General features: G+C 33.7%; 16 protein-coding genes and 1 riboswitch. Of the genes, 8 read left to right on the plus strand and 8 right to left on the minus strand.

Features of this window, described 5'->3' with window-relative positions:
- Positions 1 to 31 precede the first annotated feature (31 nt).
- Positions 32 to 1,606, minus strand: coding sequence for a Ppx/GppA family phosphatase (locus ABH957_RS01085; protein ID WP_113937176.1), 1,575 nt, complete (start codon positions 1,604 to 1,606; stop codon positions 32 to 34).
- 141 nt (positions 1,607 to 1,747) lie between these two features.
- Here ABH957_RS01085 and ABH957_RS01090 point away from each other — a divergent pair, with 141 nt between their 5' ends.
- Entirely contained in the window at positions 1,748 to 2,206 is a 459-nt protein-coding gene (locus ABH957_RS01090) for a YkyB family protein (protein WP_002066920.1), read from the plus strand.
- Between the two features lie 31 nt (positions 2,207 to 2,237).
- Here the strand turns inward: ABH957_RS01090 and ABH957_RS01095 are convergent, their stop codons facing one another.
- Together ABH957_RS01095 and ABH957_RS01100 are read right to left on the minus strand one after the other, a co-directional pair.
- Complete coding sequence (locus ABH957_RS01095) at positions 2,238 to 2,900, minus strand: YkyA family protein (RefSeq protein ID WP_404457502.1); 663 nt, start codon at positions 2,898 to 2,900, stop codon at positions 2,238 to 2,240.
- 552 nt (positions 2,901 to 3,452) lie between these two features.
- Entirely contained in the window at positions 3,453 to 4,106 is a 654-nt protein-coding gene (locus ABH957_RS01100; protein WP_002033822.1) for a diguanylate cyclase domain-containing protein, read from the minus strand.
- 162 nt (positions 4,107 to 4,268) lie between these two features.
- Between ABH957_RS01100 and ABH957_RS01105 the strand changes: the two genes are divergently transcribed.
- Positions 4,269 to 4,502, plus strand: coding sequence for a phage holin (locus ABH957_RS01105; protein ID WP_002014824.1), 234 nt, complete (start codon positions 4,269 to 4,271; stop codon positions 4,500 to 4,502).
- A 31-nt stretch (positions 4,503 to 4,533) separates the two neighbouring features.
- Here the strand turns inward: ABH957_RS01105 and ABH957_RS01110 are convergent, their stop codons facing one another.
- Entirely contained in the window at positions 4,534 to 5,034 is a 501-nt protein-coding gene (locus ABH957_RS01110) for a hypothetical protein (RefSeq protein ID WP_002033821.1), read from the minus strand.
- A 514-nt stretch (positions 5,035 to 5,548) separates the two neighbouring features.
- Here ABH957_RS01110 and ABH957_RS01115 point away from each other — a divergent pair.
- From ABH957_RS01115 to metE, 3 genes are all read left to right on the plus strand, one after another.
- Complete coding sequence (locus ABH957_RS01115; RefSeq protein WP_404457507.1) at positions 5,549 to 7,090, plus strand: MDR family MFS transporter; 1,542 nt, start codon at positions 5,549 to 5,551, stop codon at positions 7,088 to 7,090.
- Positions 7,091 to 7,181: 91 nt separating this feature from the next.
- Positions 7,182 to 7,739: a PadR family transcriptional regulator gene (locus tag ABH957_RS01120; RefSeq protein WP_002088357.1), complete on the plus strand. Its 558-nt coding sequence runs from the start codon at positions 7,182 to 7,184 to the stop codon at positions 7,737 to 7,739.
- 221 nt (positions 7,740 to 7,960) lie between these two features.
- A riboswitch (cobalamin riboswitch) is annotated at positions 7,961 to 8,148 on the plus strand.
- Between the two features lie 130 nt (positions 8,149 to 8,278).
- Entirely contained in the window at positions 8,279 to 10,567 is a 2,289-nt protein-coding gene (metE, locus tag ABH957_RS01125; RefSeq protein WP_404510599.1) for a 5-methyltetrahydropteroyltriglutamate--homocysteine S-methyltransferase, read from the plus strand.
- A gap of 41 nt (positions 10,568 to 10,608) precedes the next feature.
- Here metE and comJ read toward each other — a convergent pair whose 3' ends face one another.
- On the minus strand, positions 10,609 to 10,998 hold the full coding sequence (gene comJ, locus ABH957_RS01130; protein ID WP_002088359.1) for a competence protein ComJ: 390 nt from the start codon (positions 10,996 to 10,998) through the stop codon (positions 10,609 to 10,611).
- A gap of 39 nt (positions 10,999 to 11,037) precedes the next feature.
- On the minus strand, positions 11,038 to 11,472 hold the full coding sequence (gene nucA, locus ABH957_RS01135) for a DNA-entry nuclease (RefSeq protein WP_002014817.1): 435 nt from the start codon (positions 11,470 to 11,472) through the stop codon (positions 11,038 to 11,040).
- A 236-nt stretch (positions 11,473 to 11,708) separates the two neighbouring features.
- On the opposite strand from nucA, the gene ABH957_RS01140 reads away from it, so the two are divergent.
- Positions 11,709 to 12,452: a DUF3967 domain-containing protein gene (locus ABH957_RS01140; protein WP_002014816.1), complete on the plus strand. Its 744-nt coding sequence runs from the start codon at positions 11,709 to 11,711 to the stop codon at positions 12,450 to 12,452.
- A 59-nt stretch (positions 12,453 to 12,511) separates the two neighbouring features.
- On the opposite strand, the gene ABH957_RS01145 is transcribed toward ABH957_RS01140, so the two are convergent.
- Entirely contained in the window at positions 12,512 to 13,786 is a 1,275-nt protein-coding gene (locus tag ABH957_RS01145) for a sensor histidine kinase (protein ID WP_113937169.1), read from the minus strand.
- Between the two features lie 309 nt (positions 13,787 to 14,095).
- On the opposite strand from ABH957_RS01145, the gene ABH957_RS01150 reads away from it, so the two are divergent.
- Positions 14,096 to 14,296, plus strand: a complete 201-nt coding sequence (locus ABH957_RS01150) for a hypothetical protein (RefSeq protein ID WP_000929276.1) — start codon at positions 14,096 to 14,098, stop codon at positions 14,294 to 14,296.
- Between the two features lie 234 nt (positions 14,297 to 14,530).
- Positions 14,531 to 15,694 (plus strand): aminotransferase A, encoded by a 1,164-nt coding sequence (locus tag ABH957_RS01155; RefSeq protein ID WP_002066944.1) that lies wholly within the window; start codon positions 14,531 to 14,533, stop codon positions 15,692 to 15,694.
- A 4-nt stretch (positions 15,695 to 15,698) separates the two neighbouring features.
- Here the strand turns inward: ABH957_RS01155 and malR are convergent, their stop codons facing one another.
- Positions 15,699 to 16,730, minus strand: coding sequence for a maltose operon transcriptional repressor MalR (gene malR, locus ABH957_RS01160; RefSeq protein WP_404457514.1), 1,032 nt, complete (start codon positions 16,728 to 16,730; stop codon positions 15,699 to 15,701).
- Positions 16,731 to 16,965: the final 235 nt, after the last annotated feature.

Consider the following 16,965-nt stretch of genomic DNA (forward strand, 5'->3'; position numbering starts at 1 on the left):
TGTTAATTTTTTGTAAAGACATCCGTACAACCTAACATTTCAATTCGAATACTAAGTTAATATTCGTTTTTAATACTCTTTCAAGTTGTTTTTTTTGTTTTTCCGCTTGAACTTTTTCCGCCAATGCCGATTCTTCACATAAAATCCTGAATGTTAAACCTTCTTTACTTTCCGTTATATATATTGTTTCAACAAGCGATCTTTGTCGTATATTTAAAGCAGCCGAAAATTGTAATACAGCCCCTAATAATCGAATTTTCTTTTGTTCACTTTTATCAAACCATCCTTCAAACAGTGCCAAATGTTGTTTAAATAACATTTTTGATTTATAAGAAGCTATAAGCGCTAATCTAACTCGATCTTTATGCATCATACCATCAATTGTTTTGTTCGCTAGTAAGTAAAATGTATGTAAGCGGCTCGCTTCTTCATCTATATATTTTCCAATATTAAATACTTTCGCTGCTTGATGGAATATTCTCCAGTCTTTCGCTGACATAGAAATGAGTCCAGCTCCTTCAAGTTGTTTGCAGATTAATGTTCCTTGTTTAATAAGTTGAATGACAAATCCCATGTCTAATTCGTATTCATATGACAATAAATGTAAACTCTCTTCTACTACGTTCGGATAATATGAGATCCCCAAATCTTTCGTTAATTCTTCATAGAAAACACCTTCTCTTAATCCTTTTTTACTCAATACAAAAGCCGATGCCTCTATAACGTTAACAAGCATATGAAATACTTCGACCGCTGGGATAATTGTGTCTGCTCGATCTTTTGCTAACCCTTCTAATTTTTGAAGGTCTATGAATGATAATTGTTTTAATTCATCTTTTACATTTTTAATATCGTCTTCTTTCATTTTGTATAAGTGTAATCCAGCTATAGGATAACAAATTAAATTTTGGTGGATTTTCGCCATGTTCCTCGCACTACCCCCAATTGCGATAAGAGGCAATTTTTTATCAATTAACCATGGTAGCGTTCGGAATTGATACCATAAATACCTTCTAATCTCATCTAACTCCTCTGTAGTAGGAATATCATCTTGAATAAATTGTTGCTTTAAAGAAAGTGCTCCAAAAGGAAAGCTATAGTATTCTAAAATTTCTCTATTTCGAAAGTATGTAACTTCTGTACTCCCCCCACCAATATCAACTGTAATTCCTTCTGAAAATGAAGTGGAATTCATAACTGCTAAATAACCGTAACGTGCTTCTTCATATTCTGATAAAACTCTAAGAGTAAAATCTGTTTGCCCTTCAACAAGTTTTTTAATTTCCTCTTGATTCTCAGCCTGTCTAATTGTTGCCGTTGCAACACAAAGTACATGATGCAGCTTATGGAATCGTGTACTTTCTTGAAATTGAAATAATGTTTGTAATAATACTTCTATTCCTTCTTCACTTAATACACCATTTACTAAATAATTTCTTAACCTAGCGACCACTTTCGTATTTTCAATCTCTTTATAAAAACCCCCGCTTTGTTTTTCATAAATAACTAAGCGCATTGTATTAGAACCAATGTCTATAATGGCATATTGTAGTTTTAATATTTCTTTCAAACTTCTCACTCTTTCATTATCAAATTTCTGAAACATATTCTATCACTATTATACAAAATAGTTGTTTTTTATAACAATATTGCTTTAATATTGAAAATATATACAATTACTTTTTGCATATAATAAAAACCCATTTTATTTATGCTATAATAAGGAAAAATTGAAAGGAGATTCAATATGAAACCTTCACAACCCCAATCTCAATTACATAATCAACATTCTATTAATAGACTAGCTCAATCTATTTTCGTTGTGAATCGTCATGCTAAAGCTGCAACTAACCCTAAGTACTTATATTGGTTAAAAAAGACTGCTTTAGAACGCTTAATTACTGAAAAAAAGGCTATCAAAGAAGGATTACATTTTTCTAGAAATCCACGTTTTAGTCAACAACAATCCGATGTTCTTATACGTTTAGGTGATTATTTTTTCCATATCCCTCCTACGAAAGATGATTTTCGCACCCTACCGCATCTTGGTCACCTTGAATCCTCCTATCGAAATCCGAAAACAACCTTATCTTTAACAATAGCAAAAAAAACACTTCAAGATTATATTGGTCCTGAAGCATTAAAACAAGAAAAAAAATTAAGCGAAGCAGTTCCATGGTATAGCCGTACCTATACAAAAAAATAAAACAGTTTGGCCCATATTAGGCCAAACTGTTTTATTTTTTATCTTCCTTAATTTTAATATTCGCTTGTTTATAGAATGCAACTTTTTCTGTATTATATGATTTCGTATATTCATTAAACTTATCTTTTTCTGTCTCAATATCTTTATATGCTTGGTTTACTAACTTTACTTTCTCGCTAATATCTTTTAATTTTGTACCTTTATCTTGTAGCATTGTATATAATTCTTTTTCTTGCTTTAAAGATTTATTATAGCTATCGTACATCTTTTGGAATGAATCATGTCGTTTCTCATAAGTACTCTTTACTTTATCCGCCTGGTCTTTTAATTTATTATCTTCAATTTTCTTCACATACTTATCAGCTGACTTCACTTCTTCTTGCGCTTTATTTAACGCCTCTTTTTCTTTAATAAGAACTTTTTCTCGCTCAGCTGTATTTTTCACCGCTTGATCAAGCTTATCCTTAACAGCCTGATTATTATCTTTTCCTTCTTGGACAATTTGATTATATAATATTTGCCCCTCTTTCTCTAATGACTCTAATTTTTTCGCATCTTCAAACATTGTTTTTTCTTGCTTGGCAGCATTTTCAAATGCAACATATAGCTCCTCTTCTGGTTTTGGGCCGAAACAACCAGCTAGTAAAGTCATTGATAATGCAGTTACAATTGCTAATTTATTATATTTCAACATCTTTTCCTCCTATTAATAAACGACCATCGTGCCAAAAATCCCATGAAAAACATATAACTTCTTTATCTATTTCACGCTCGCATCTTTTTTACGAAGATCATCAATAATTATTTATACTGCTTGTACAATTTTCGCACTTGAAATTATGTAATGTCTTAAAACATAAAGGTATTTACCTTAATCTTACCTACTGCAAGAAACACTATAATGTTTCACCTGATAAAAGATGATCGTTGACCTCTCACGTCTATCATTCCCTTTCTCACTTTCTATCAAATAACCTCTTTGTCCATTTTACATAGTGCAAAGGGGACCTCGCAACTCTTACAAAGATTCTTTTAATTTCTTAAAAAGGAAAAGTGTAGAGCATGTTTTCCTCTACACTTTTAAACTGAAAACATTGTGCAAAATGCATTGACACATCCACACACAATTATATGCTGATTTCATATATTTTTAAAGACTTTTGTTACAAAAAAAAGTTTTCTTGTAACAAAAGACAAAAAAATGTTACAAAAAAATCTTTATATCATACTTCTTCAAATCAAAGTTTCATTCATGACTTTGCAAGTTTCTATAATTATACAATTGATTTTGTGCCTTTCTAAACAAATCTTCAAAAGTTTTCCCTTCTATAGGATAACTTGCAGCCCCAAATAATAGTGTGACACTTAATAAATCATTCGCTATTTCATTTTGAATATTTTTGATTAATCTACTTGTTATTGTTGACTTTTCATAGCCATTATCAACAGCTACGATAACATATTTATTTTCATCCCACCTCGTAACTACATCGCCTTTTCGAACTGTCTTTACAATTGTACGTTCTACTCTTTGGACTAGCTCATCTAACTTTTTTTCTTGCACTGTGTCTTTTAATACATCCCATTCTTTTACGGAAAGAATATACACTGTAATATTACGAGAATCTCTTTCTGATAAAGCAGCTACTTTTCCAAAAAAATCAACGACAAAATCGTTATTCGTCATTCCTCCTACTTCAATATTTACACGCGTATTCGTTCTTTTATCGTACCAATGTCCAAAATAATAGCTTAGTATCATTTGCAATATATAAATAATAAAGACGGTTAAAAATGATCTCGAATCTAGCTTAGCAATTACATCCTGAAGTGCAATCCATTCTGTAACCGCAACTGTGTTCCCAAGTAATAATCCACTAATTTTCCCCTTATGTTTCATACTCTCCCCCTTTTATACCAATATATGTTTCTATAACAATAATGTTTTTCTATAAAATAAAAAATGTACATATTTAATGTACATTTCTACTTAAGCTTGTATACCTTTTCTATTTTATTTCATATATATACTATATATCGTTTTTAGGAAGGAGTGACCTATATGCCTCAAAAAGAAAATCTATTAGATATTATGCGCTTACTAGCTGGCTTTTTGTTATCATTAAAATTACTATTTAACTCTTTCGGAATAAACTTCATTACAAACGATCAAATTGACGCTATAGTAAATGTTATTTCATTTCTATTCATTCTATATTTTGGATACAAAAATAACTATATTGGAAAAAAGGGAGTGGAACAAAAGAAATTACTCAAGAAGCACAATCTTCATTAAAGAAGGAACCTTTCGCACAGGTTCCTTCTTATCATTTTCTGACAACCACTTCATTTGTTTGTAGCGGTCCATATGATACACCTTTATATTGAAATGTATATGTAGCCTGAAATAATGAATTGGGAGGAGCTTTATCTTTATTTGCTTTTATTTGACAAATTAATTCTACCTTTTCATTCGGTGATAAATTATCGATTCGCCACCTTACAAGCTGAAATAAAAACTCACTTATTCCCTTATCTGCTTTTAAAGAGTTTGGGATATACGCGAAATAATCACGAATCATATGACTTACAACTACTCGCGAAATCATTTCAACGCCTTTATTTTCAACTTCAAGTCGAATAATTAGTATGTCATTAACATCATAGATCATCTCATACGAAAATTTTTCTTTATACATACTACGGATTTGCAATGTGACTGCTACATCGGATGCTTCCGTGTCCTTTTTAGAACCATCAATCCACAAAACCGGCTGTAACGGTATAGAATACCTTCCTTGATCCGAAATTCGTTTCCATATTTTCATAATATATTCACCTCATTCCAGATATATCATCTATACAACTGTATTCTGCCTCTCGATGCAATAAACTACACTTAGAAAAAATATTTAGCTTGTTACAAACCATATTAAATTTTTCTTTTCCTTTTATCCTATTCGACAATATAAAGAAAAAACCATTTTTAATAGGTTGACACAGGTTATACTTTATTAAATATTTTTTTACAATTTCCTTCCTTGACTACATAACAAAATAAAGTCTTACCTCTCTCTTTCGGTCAATATAATAAAGTGAAAGCTAATAATCAGTGGGGGTTTAACGGGCAGTTAAAGCGGGATAAAATAATTTGGCGGTAGAAAACATTTGCCTTTTAGTCAAATTTGACTATAATATAATTTATGATTTCCATCCTTTATATCATGTCAGTGCAATTTTTTATAAAATGAAGAGGAACGATACAAACTGTACATAAAGTTTTTTTATGCATTGCACTAAAAAACTTAAGTTAGTTTAATTTTTATTAAAGGAGGGCTACTTTTGGAAGCACAACTATCAAAAAACGATTCAAGTAAAACAAAATTTGTTGTTGCTGGTTTACTACTTGGTATTCTAATGGCAGCAATGGATAACACAATCGTCGCAACTGCGATGGCAACGATTGTCGGAGACTTAGGAGGGTTCGACAAATTCGTTTGGGTCACATCCGCCTACATGGTAGCAACAATGGCCGGAATGCCTATTTTCGGTAAGCTGTCTGATATGTACGGACGGAAACGCTTTTTTATTGGCGGATTAATTCTCTTCTTATTTGGTTCTGCACTTTGCGGGACAGCATCAAGTATTGAACAACTAAGTATTTATAGAGCCATTCAAGGAATTGGTGGCGGCGCTCTTATGCCTATCGCATTTACAATTATGTATGATATATTCCCGCCTGAAAAACGAGGAAAAATGACCGGACTATTTGGTGCTGTTTTCGGAACATCTAGTGTTTTCGGACCTTTATTAGGTGCTTACATTACAGATTATATAAGTTGGCACTGGGTCTTCTATATTAATATTCCGTTAGGACTTATTTCCTTCTTCTTCATTACTAAATACTATAGCGAGTCTCTAGAATATCGAAAACAAAAAATTGACTGGGCTGGTGCTATTACGCTTGTCATTAGTATCGTTTGCTTAATGTTTGCTTTAGAACTTGGTGGTAAAGAATATGCATGGGACTCTAATGTGATTATTGGTTTATTTTCAACTGTTGTTATTCTGCTTATTATTTTCTTCTTCGTAGAAAGAAACGCAACCGAGCCTATTATTTCTTTCCATTTATTTAAAAAACCTTTATTTGCAGCTAGCCAAGGTGTTGCCTTTTTCTATGGCGCAGCTTTTATCATCTGTACAGTTTATATTCCAATCTTCGTTCAAGGTGTTCTCGGTGGTTCAGCCTCAAATGCTGGATTAATTTTGACACCTATGATGGTAGGATCTGTAATCGGAAGTCAAACTGGTGGACAATTAGCTTCACGAACAAGTTATCGTAACATCATGACAGTATCTGGAGTTTTCTTCGTTCTTGGTATTTATTTACTAAGTACTTTAACTATGGAAACACCTCGTACACTCGTAACAATGTTTATGGTGCTTGCTGGACTTGGAGTTGGATTCTCCTTCTCAGTTTTAAGTATGGCATCTATCCACAAACTAGAAATGAGAGATCGCGGTTCTGCTACATCCACGAACTCATTCTTCCGTTCACTTGGAATGACCCTTGGCGTCACGATTTTCGGTACGATTCAAAATCATGTTTTCACTGATAAATTAAAAGCAGTCTTCCCTCCTGAACTAGAAAAAATGGCTCCTAAAGGTGGAGACACAAGCTTTTTATTATCACCAAATGCTACTGAAAAGCTACCTCCTGAAGTACTGAGCGGAATTAAAGAGGCTCTTGCAACATCTATTGCTAATACATTTTTCTGGGCACTTATCCCAGCTACGCTAAGTATAATTTGTATTTTATTTATGGGAAATGAACGTCTTTTAACAGGACCAAAAACAAAGCAAAAACAAAAACAAGTAAGCTAATATAGAAAAACGAAACGGTATATCCCTTTATGAAAGAGGATATACCGTTTATAATATATATAAAGTTTCTATATACAGGAGTTGAGACAGCATGAGCATGAAGTTAGTCATTCTCGGCTTGTTACTCGAAGGAGATAAACATCCCTATGAAGTGCAGCACATAATGAAAGAAAGACAAATGGATTGTTATATTAAATATGCCAAGGGATCGCTATACTACGCCTTCGAGCAATTAGAAAAACAAGGTGCCATTAGCGTTACCAATATTGTTAGAGATACGAATAGACCAGATAAAACAATCTTCCATATAACAGGGGAAGGAAAAGCCCTTTTCCACACCTTATTATTAAAACAATTTGAAGCGAAAAACCAAATATATAAACCTATTTATTCAGCACTCTCTTTCGCTCACTTTAGCGACGAACAAGCTCTAGTTCCTATTTTGAAAAAAAAGAGAGATGATACAATGCTATATTTACATACAATGCAAACGATATACGATCATAATAAACAACTAGTTCCTCGTGCTCAACTATATATTCTACAAAGCGTCATTGAGCATATTAATGTTGAATTACGTTGGCTAAACACGCTCTTACAAGATGCAACTGCAGGTCGTCTTTCAGAAATAGGTGTAGATAATGATTAAGTTTTTCTAAAAGAGGTGCCTCCTCTTTTAGAAAAACTTAACACTATAATTATTCCTCGCAACTCAAAACACCCTCATTTTAATAATAAATAAACATCAAAAAACTTAATTTTCCGAATAAAAAAAATAAAAAACTTTAGAATTTTCTTATTTTAAAACAGTGGACAAAATTCCGAAAATTGTGTTAGAATTTGTTTCAATATCATATCGCTTGTTAAATTCCTTTCAAAAGGAAAATAGGTACACGAATATTTCACTTCGTGTTTAAAAGGGAAGTTTGGTGAAACTCCAACACGGTCCCGCCACTGTAAATGCTGAGATTTCTTTTTTGTGCCACTGTGAAAACGGGAAGGTGAAAGAAATTATATGAAGCATAAGTCAGGATACCTGCCTATTTTAACAACACTGATAGGCTCACGGATGATGATGAGGTGTTAAGAACAAAAAGGAAGGCTTATTTTTCTATGCCTTTATGCTTTTTGTTATAGGTATTTCCGAGTAAACGGAAATGCTTACTTTCAATTAGGGAGGAATTTAAAATGGCAATTCAAACAAGTAACTTAGGTTATCCACGTATCGGACTACAACGAGAGTGGAAAAAAACATTGGAAGCTTTTTGGTCCAATAAAATTGATGAAGAACAATTTTTAACGACAATGAAAGAAATTCGCCTTCAACACGTCAAAGTACAGCAAGAAAAGGGAATTGAATTAATTCCAGTTGGCGATTTTACATATTATGACCACGTTCTGGATACGGCCTACATGTTAGGATTCATCCCGTCACGTTTTTCAGAGTTTACCTCTTACCTTGATGTATATTTTGCAATGGCACGCGGCTCTAAAGATCACGTTGCTTCTGAAATGACAAAATGGTTTAACACAAACTATCATTACATTGTTCCTGAATATGAAGAAGGATTACAAATCTCTTTAAAAGACAATCGTCCTCTTCGTTTATATGAAGAAGCGAAAAAAGAGTTAGGGGTTGATGGAAAACCAGTTATTTTAGGCCCTTATACATTCCTAAAACTAGCAAAAGGTTATAACGAAGAGCAATTTGCCACTATTTTAAAAGAGCTAGTTGCACCTTATGTACAATTATTCTCTGAATTACACGCAGCTGGAGCACAAATTATTCAAGTTGACGAACCAATCTTCGCATCTTTAACAAAAGATGAAATTAATCAAGCGAAAGAACTTTACGAAGCTATTCATAAAGAGGTTCCAAATGCTAATCTTCTTCTACAAACATATTTTGATAGTGTAGAAGAGAACTATGAAGAAATTATTACATTCCCTGTTTCCGGTATTGGATTAGACTTTGTTCATGGCAAAGAAGGTAATGTAAATGCTATTTCAAAATACGGATTCCCAGCTGATAAAATTTTAGCTATCGGTTGTATAGATGGCCGTAACATTTGGAGAGCTGATCTTGATGATGTACTTTCTTTATTTACAACATTACAAAATCAAATCACAGCAAAAAGTTTAATTGTTCAACCTTCTTGTAGCTTATTGCATACTCCAATTGATAAAACGGAAGAAACGCACTTAACAAGTGAATTATTTGATGCACTTGCATTTGCTAATCAAAAATTAGAAGAACTAGTCCTTATCCATTCTGCTCTTACTAAAGGTGTAGAAAGCATCAGTAGCGATTTAACAACATATCGTAATGCACATCATGCAATCCGCTCATCAGCTGCACGTAATCGTGAAGATGTAAAAGTGGCACGTACATCACTTAAAGAAGATGATTTCTCACGTCCTCTTCCATTTGAAAAACGATATGAACTACAGCAAGTAGCTTTACAATTACCGTTGTTACCAACAACAACTATTGGTAGCTTCCCGCAAACATCTGAAGTTCGTCAAACACGTAAACAGTGGCGTAACGGCGATATTACAAATGAACAATATAATCAATTCATTGAAAAAGAAACTGCAAAGTGGATTCGTTACCAAGAAGATATTGGTCTTGATGTACTAGTACATGGTGAATTCGAAAGAACTGACATGGTGGAATATTTTGGAGAAAGACTTGCTGGTTTCTCCTTTACTAAAAACGGATGGGTACAATCATACGGTTCTCGTTGCGTAAAACCACCTGTTATTTATGGTGATGTTGCCTTTATAAGTGGAATGACTATTAAAGAAACTGTATATACACAAAGCTTAACAGAGAAAGTAGTAAAAGGTATGCTAACTGGACCTGTCACTATTTTAAATTGGTCATTCGTTCGAAATGATATTTCAAGAAAAGAAGTTTCATATCAAATTGCATTAGCACTTCGTCATGAAATTGAGTTACTTGAATCTTCCGGAATTAGAGTAATCCAAGTCGATGAACCTGCACTTCGTGAAGGTATGCCGTTAAAAGAAAAAGATTGGGATGCATACATTACATGGGCAGTTCAATCATTCCTTTTAGCAACATCTTCTGTAGAAAATGAAACACAAATTCATACTCATATGTGTTATAGTAACTTCGAAGATATTGTAGATGCAATTCGAGCGTTAGACGCAGATGTTATTTCTATCGAAACATCAAGAAGTCATGGAGAATTTATTAATACATTAAAGCATACAACATATGAAAAAGGAATTGGTCTAGGGGTATATGATATTCATAGCCCACGTGTCCCAAGTAAAGATGAAATGTTCACAATCGTAGAACAATCTTTACAAGTATGTGACCCTAAATATTTCTGGATTAATCCAGACTGTGGTTTAAAAACACGAAGAACTGAGGAAGTTATACCTGCTTTAGAGCACATGGTTCAGGCAGCAAAAGACGCTCGTTCTCTCCTAAAAACAAACGCATAATAAAAAAACGTGTTATCCTTCAAAAAGGATAACACGTTTTTTTATTCTACACTCTCAAAATAGAAGTCGTATTGTACTTTATACAATTCATCGTCTGATGGCTCTTCAAGAGGAGTTGCCTGCAAGACTATCATATATTCCCCGTTCGGAATAGGAATATGATATTTATTAGAAAGAATACTTGTTATATATACTTCTTCATTCTTCACTGTGAAAGGAACTGATATCGTTCTAACCACTTCTTCTTTCTCAATATGATTTCCACAAGTAACTTCCACTTCACAAGTATAGTCAGAGATTGCTTCAAAAATAATAGCTCCATCCACCTCAGCATAGCCTCTTTCAAAATCTTCAGGAGTCCAATCTACATAAGGCTGCTGACCATCATAGTTCATTATCATTAATTGCGAATATGAAATTGTTAATTCCATAACTATCCCTCTCCTCCACTATGAAATGTATGCCAATTACTATTTCACTTCAAATTTCACACGCGTACCATCTGGATATTTGTCTAGCTTATTCCCTACCCAAGAACCTGCACCGCGGTTATCTGCTGGACTTATATATTCAATATGAGCTCCTTTTCCGCCTTCCTTACACATCGCCATCGGCCATTCATCACGATCATAACCTTTCTTCGTCGGATATGGCGCTAACGATAATTTCCTTCTATCCGCTGCACCATTACGATCAATTGTACACATTTCCGAATGTCCTTCTTTTATAGCATCCGTTATATGTTTCCCGGTCTCTGGATATCGTTCTTTCGGGAACTCTAGAATTTGATCATACGTAGTTGTTTTTTTAGTACTTGTCTCCTCTGGCACAAGTACTTCATATACCGCTACCAAAAGAGAAAGAATTGCAATAATCGAAATGATAATACCTTTAAATTGCTTCATGTGTACCTCCGTGTTCCTACCAATTTCTTTTCCTCAGTTATTATAACAAACTTCTTCTATGTATGTTTTCAGACATTATTTTAGCTCTTCCTCTCCATTCCGCCAAAAACATTCATTTTTCTTCATCTTTTCACTAATGCTGTAGAAAACTAATAACCTTCCGACATTCTTTTTCAAAGGAAGTCCTCATAAAAGGTTGAAATGATATATACGATACTTTTTGGGGAGGAACTATCATGGAAGCTATTTATAAAACGAAAGATGTTACAAATAAAACAGGTATCCCAAAACATATAGTCCGAAAATATAGCCAACTCTTAGAGGAACACGGTTATATCATTTCAAAAACAGCTGATGCTCGTATTTATAAATTGGATGATTTAAAACTATTGAAATCTATACATGAAAGAGCTGCTACATTACAAGAGGACATTTCAGAAACAATACCTATTATTTTAAAAGAAAAAGAAGCCCCACCTGTACCTGTTATTCAAGATAAACAAGAAGTGCAACCAAAAGAAGATGGGCGTAACTTTGAGGAGTTCATGCTAAAACTTGAAATGCTTGCTCAATTAAATGAAGCAATTATTCATCAAAACTCTACTCTCATTACACAAAATCGTTTAAAAGACGAGAAATTAGATGAACTAATGCAACAAGTTTATGTAAAAGAAGGCTCACAAGAAAAAATGTTACAAGATCTAGTTGTTCACGCCGCTCAAACAGATGCACTCCAAAAAGAAAAGATGGACTTATTAATGAATCATATGTATAAGCGAGAATCCAAACAAGAAGAAAAAATGAATAAACTTGTCAATCAAATTTACAATAAAGACAGCAACCGTGATACACAACTTATGCAAGTTATTCGCGAAATTCAAGAAACAAAAAGATTAGTCGCCGCCTCAAAAGAGCAAAGCTTCTTTCAATCATTTAAAAGTTTATTCGTTCGAACAAAACAAGAAAAAATAAATGAATGAAATTTTGTAACTTTTTCTAATGCACGATAAAATAAAAAGTTACCTTCTATCGGTAACTTTTATTCCTTATATCGTACAGCTGGCAATATAATAATAGCTTCAGTTCCTTTTCCGCTTTCACTTTTATATTCCAATGTGCCATTATGCGCTTGTAAAATACTAAATGTTACCATAAGGCCTAATCCTGTTCCTTTTTCTTTTAAAGAATAATACGGTTGTCCAAGCCTTACTAACTGTTCTTTTGTCATTCCAACACCACTATCTTTAACTCTTATTATTATCAATTCATCTTTTTGAATAGCTGTTACTTTTAAATACCCTTTGTTTCCTTGAATTGCTTCAATACCGTTTTTAACAACATTCATAATAGCTTGCTTCAATTTCGTCTTATCGCCGATAGTATAAAGACTCTCAGAAATCTCAACTTGCAAATAAACGCCCTGCATCGCTGCAAATGATGACATAAGAGTTGTCATTTCAATTAATTGTGCTGATAAACAAATATGTTCTTTTTTTTCAATTTGAGGCCTTGCTAAATTTAAATAATCTGAAATAATCTGTTCAGCACGATCTAGTTCAGCTAATACGAGACGCATATAATCTTTGTTTTTTACGTCTTCCGTACTCTCTAGCAATTGAATAAACCCTCGTACAACAGTGAGAGGGTTTCGAACTTCATGTGCAACACTTGCAGCTAACTCACTTACAATATTAAGTTTTTCTGATTTTTGCATTTCTGTACGCAATAATGCATTTTCGTTTAAATACTCAGTCAAATAAACTTGAAATACCATTGTCATAACCATAATAAGTGATGCAAATATATACCCACTATATAGATTAGATATGTACGGTGTAAAACCTGTTTCTAAAAGGACATTCAACATCCCGACTACTAATGAAACAAGAACATAAAATGATGCAATCATAAAAGCTAATATTAGCTTCTTATCTCTTGAAAAAAGAGACCATTTCTTTGACAAAAATAATGGAATTATCGAAAGAAATATAACTTCTACCATAGGCAACCAACTAAGCCCCTTAAAAATCCATTCATATGCAACATAAATAATGGCAGGGATGAGCCCAACAATCCCACCATATAAAAAACCACTAACAATTGGGACTGGATGAAAATTGTATCCGCAAACGGAACCAAAACAAATAGAGTATGTCATGGAGAGAACGAGTGTAACGCTAGATAAAAACATAATAAAGTAGCGATTAGGTTTCGGAAGCATTCCTTGATAACGATTTAAACGAATCGCTTCATATAAAAATAGTGGTAAAATAATGATGGCAATTTGGATCATTAAATCACGAATCAGCTCCATAGCCTCTCATCCCCTATATGTATTTTGATATGATTATATCATTTTATAAGTCTATTTGTTTTAAAATTTTGATTTTTCTTAACATATTTGTTAATTATTTGTTAACAACTAATAATTAATGTTACAAATTTCCGAAATGATTGTAAACCCTGTACCAAATTTCCTTCGTGCAGTATACAATGAATACGGATTACAAAGAAAATAAAAAACACTTCACTAGACGGACAACTATCGCAAAATACAGCATATAATCCATACTATCTATGTTTACAAATAAGTGATCATTACTTTAGTAGGAGGAAGATAAATATGGCGGGTACTACGCTTGTTTTAAAAGAAGAAAATTTGGTTGTGCTAGAAAACGTTGAAAAATCCGTATACGAAGAATTGCAACATAAAGCAGGGGACGAAGACTGTACATGTGCTGTAAATGAATCCGTTGTCCATCTTGGCAAAGTATCTTCCGTACTTTGGAACGAAGATGAAATAGATTGGGAATACGGTTATTAAAAAGTCGCTTGCAGCGGCTTTTTTTGTGTTTATGCTTAAGTGAAACTTTAATTAACTCACACAGCTTATACTCTTATAGACATTTGAATCCTCACATAATTTCTTACTTCCACTGAATTTTATGATACGATTCTTATCTTTCACAAATAGCGGGGGAAATTTTATAAACAAAGCGTAATAGTTGAAAATATGATAAAATGAACTTAATTTTCAAACGGAAGAAAGGGAGATACAATGGAACAATTCATTAATCCTAGAGTGAAGGACATCCAAATTTCTGGAATCCGTCAGTTCTCTAATATGATTCAAAACTATGATAATCTTATCTCTTTAACAATTGGGCAACCCGATTTCCCTACACCTTCTCTAGTAAAAGAAGCAGCTAAACGGGCCATTACAGAAAATTATACAAGCTATACACATAACGCTGGTTTACTAGAATTACGCGAAGCAGCTTGTAACTTTGTAAAGGATCGCTATGATTTACATTATTCACCTGAAAACGAAACCATTGTTACAATCGGTGCTAGTGAAGCGATTGATGTTACATTCCGAACTATTTTAGAACCAGGAACGGAAGTAATTTTGCCTGCTCCTATTTATCCTGGTTACGAGCCGATTATTCGACTATGCGGTGCAACTCCTATTTTTATAGATGTTCGTGAAACTGGATTTCGTTTAACAGCTGAAGCTCTGCGAAATGCAATTACAGAACGAACAAGATGCGTCGTTTTACCGTATCCTTCTAATCCAACTGGTGTTACCTTATCAAAAGAAGAATTAGAAGATATTGTATCTATCTTAAAAGATAAAAATATTTTCGTTCTTTCCGATGAAATTTATAGCGAACTTGTATATGAAGACAAACACACATCTATCGCTCATTTCCCAGAAATGCGTGATAAGACTATTGTCATTAACGGCTTATCAAAATCACATTCTATGACTGGTTGGCGTATCGGACTTTTATTTGCCCCAAGTTATTTAGCAAAACACATTTTAAAAGTGCATCAATACAATGTTACATGCGCTACTTCAATTGCTCAATATGCTGCAATCGAAGCTTTAACAGCTGCTAAAGATGCACCGAAGATGATGCGCTATCAATACAAAAAACGCCGTGATTACGTGTATAATAGACTCATTCAAATGGGTTTAACGGTTGAGAAGCCAACAGGTGCATTTTATTTATTCCCATATGTTGGACATTTAACATCTTCATCATTTGATTTTGCACTTGATCTTGTAAAAGAAGCTGGGCTAGCCGTTGTTCCTGGAACCGCATTTTCCGAATACGGTGAAGGCTACCTTCGCCTTTCCTATGCTTACAGTATCGAAACTTTAAAAGAAGGCTGTGACCGTTTAGAAGCCTTTCTAAAGAAAAAAGCTAAGAGTTAAACTCTTAGCTTTTTGTTGCATAATGATCACAAGTTTGACGCTTCAATAATTTATGCGGAATAATAATGCATTTTGAAGTAGATTCAGAATGCTCCACCTTATCAACTAAAGCTTTTGCCGCTTCATACCCTAATTGATAAATATTCACATCAACTGTCGAAAGTGGTGGACTAGCAATTTCTGATAATAAAGCATTGTTAAAGCTTACAATCGAAACATCTTTCGGTACAACAAATCCTTTTTTAGAAAGCGCACTTAACACGCCAAGTCCAATTAAATCATCCGTTGCCATAATTGCCGTCGGTGGTTGCTTTAGTCCCATTAATTCCTCAACAGCCTGTTGACCACTCTCTCTTGAAAAATCAAAGTGTAAAATATACTCTTTCGGCAATAGAATATCTGCAAGTTTCAAAGCATCACTCATCCCCGCCAAACGATCTCTCGTTACAAGTAAATCTGAGCCACCGCCAATGAACGCGATTTGCTTATGCCCTAATGAAATCAAATATTCCGCTACTTCTCTTGCAGCCGTATAATTGTCATTATCTACATATGTAATTTCATCTTTTCGATCATATGGCTTTCCTATTAAAACAAACGGGAAATTTTGTTCATGCAAATATTGAATAATCCGATCGTTCTCTCTTGAATATAAAAGAATAATGCCACCAATTTGACGCCCTTGTACCATCTTTATAACACCATTAAAAATTTCTTCTTCCGTTTCACCTGTCGACATATAGAGCGCATACCCTTCCATATGTGCAAATGAGCTTATTCCTCTTATAACTTCTGGGAAAAACGGATTTTGAAAAGCTTTACTTGCAGAGCTCGGCATAACGAGCCCAAGCGTTTTTGTTGTCTGGTTCGCAAGGTTTCTTGCATTTAAATTTGGATGATAGCCTAGTTCACTCATTACTTTTCGAACACGGCGCTTTGTCTTTTCACTTATACTTGGATTATCAGCAATTACACGAGAAACCGTCGATGGTGCAACATTTGCTTTCTTCGCCACATCTTTAATTGTAACTGTCATAAAAATCCCCTCCTCTCACTTCTCTGCCATTTTTCATATATTGTTATCTTGCAATCGTTGCAAGTAATAGGAGAAACCGCAAACTTTCATCACTTCGTTCTATCTTGCAAAAATTATTATCTTCTCCCTCTCCATGTATTGTAAGGGATATAGCTTTATTTTCCTATACTATAATATACTATTTATTTCACATCTTTTCGCATGTGATGTCAAATCTCTTTTCATCTCCCTACAA

The organism is Bacillus sp. RC242 (assembly GCF_044908245.1).
Classification (GTDB): domain Bacteria; phylum Bacillota; class Bacilli; order Bacillales; family Bacillaceae_G; genus Bacillus_A; species Bacillus_A mycoides.

Coding starts and splice junctions, on each gene's coding strand:
- ABH957_RS01085 (WP_113937176.1), bottom strand. CDS start 1,606: ATGTTTCAGAAATTTGATAATGAAAGAGTGAGAAGTTTGAAAGAAATA.
- ABH957_RS01090 (WP_002066920.1), top strand. CDS start 1,748: ATGAAACCTTCACAACCCCAATCTCAATTACATAATCAACATTCTATT.
- ABH957_RS01095 (WP_404457502.1), bottom strand. CDS start 2,900: ATGTTGAAATATAATAAATTAGCAATTGTAACTGCATTATCAATGACT.
- ABH957_RS01100 (WP_002033822.1), bottom strand. CDS start 4,106: ATGAAACATAAGGGGAAAATTAGTGGATTATTACTTGGGAACACAGTT.
- ABH957_RS01105 (WP_002014824.1), top strand. CDS start 4,269: ATGCCTCAAAAAGAAAATCTATTAGATATTATGCGCTTACTAGCTGGC.
- ABH957_RS01110 (WP_002033821.1), bottom strand. CDS start 5,034: ATGAAAATATGGAAACGAATTTCGGATCAAGGAAGGTATTCTATACCG.
- ABH957_RS01120 (WP_002088357.1), top strand. CDS start 7,182: ATGAGCATGAAGTTAGTCATTCTCGGCTTGTTACTCGAAGGAGATAAA.
- metE (WP_404510599.1), top strand. CDS start 8,279: ATGGCAATTCAAACAAGTAACTTAGGTTATCCACGTATCGGACTACAA.
- comJ (WP_002088359.1), bottom strand. CDS start 10,998: ATGGAATTAACAATTTCATATTCGCAATTAATGATAATGAACTATGAT.
- nucA (WP_002014817.1), bottom strand. CDS start 11,472: ATGAAGCAATTTAAAGGTATTATCATTTCGATTATTGCAATTCTTTCT.
- ABH957_RS01140 (WP_002014816.1), top strand. CDS start 11,709: ATGGAAGCTATTTATAAAACGAAAGATGTTACAAATAAAACAGGTATC.
- ABH957_RS01145 (WP_113937169.1), bottom strand. CDS start 13,786: ATGGAGCTGATTCGTGATTTAATGATCCAAATTGCCATCATTATTTTA.
- ABH957_RS01150 (WP_000929276.1), top strand. CDS start 14,096: ATGGCGGGTACTACGCTTGTTTTAAAAGAAGAAAATTTGGTTGTGCTA.
- ABH957_RS01155 (WP_002066944.1), top strand. CDS start 14,531: ATGGAACAATTCATTAATCCTAGAGTGAAGGACATCCAAATTTCTGGA.
- malR (WP_404457514.1), bottom strand. CDS start 16,730: ATGACAGTTACAATTAAAGATGTGGCGAAGAAAGCAAATGTTGCACCA.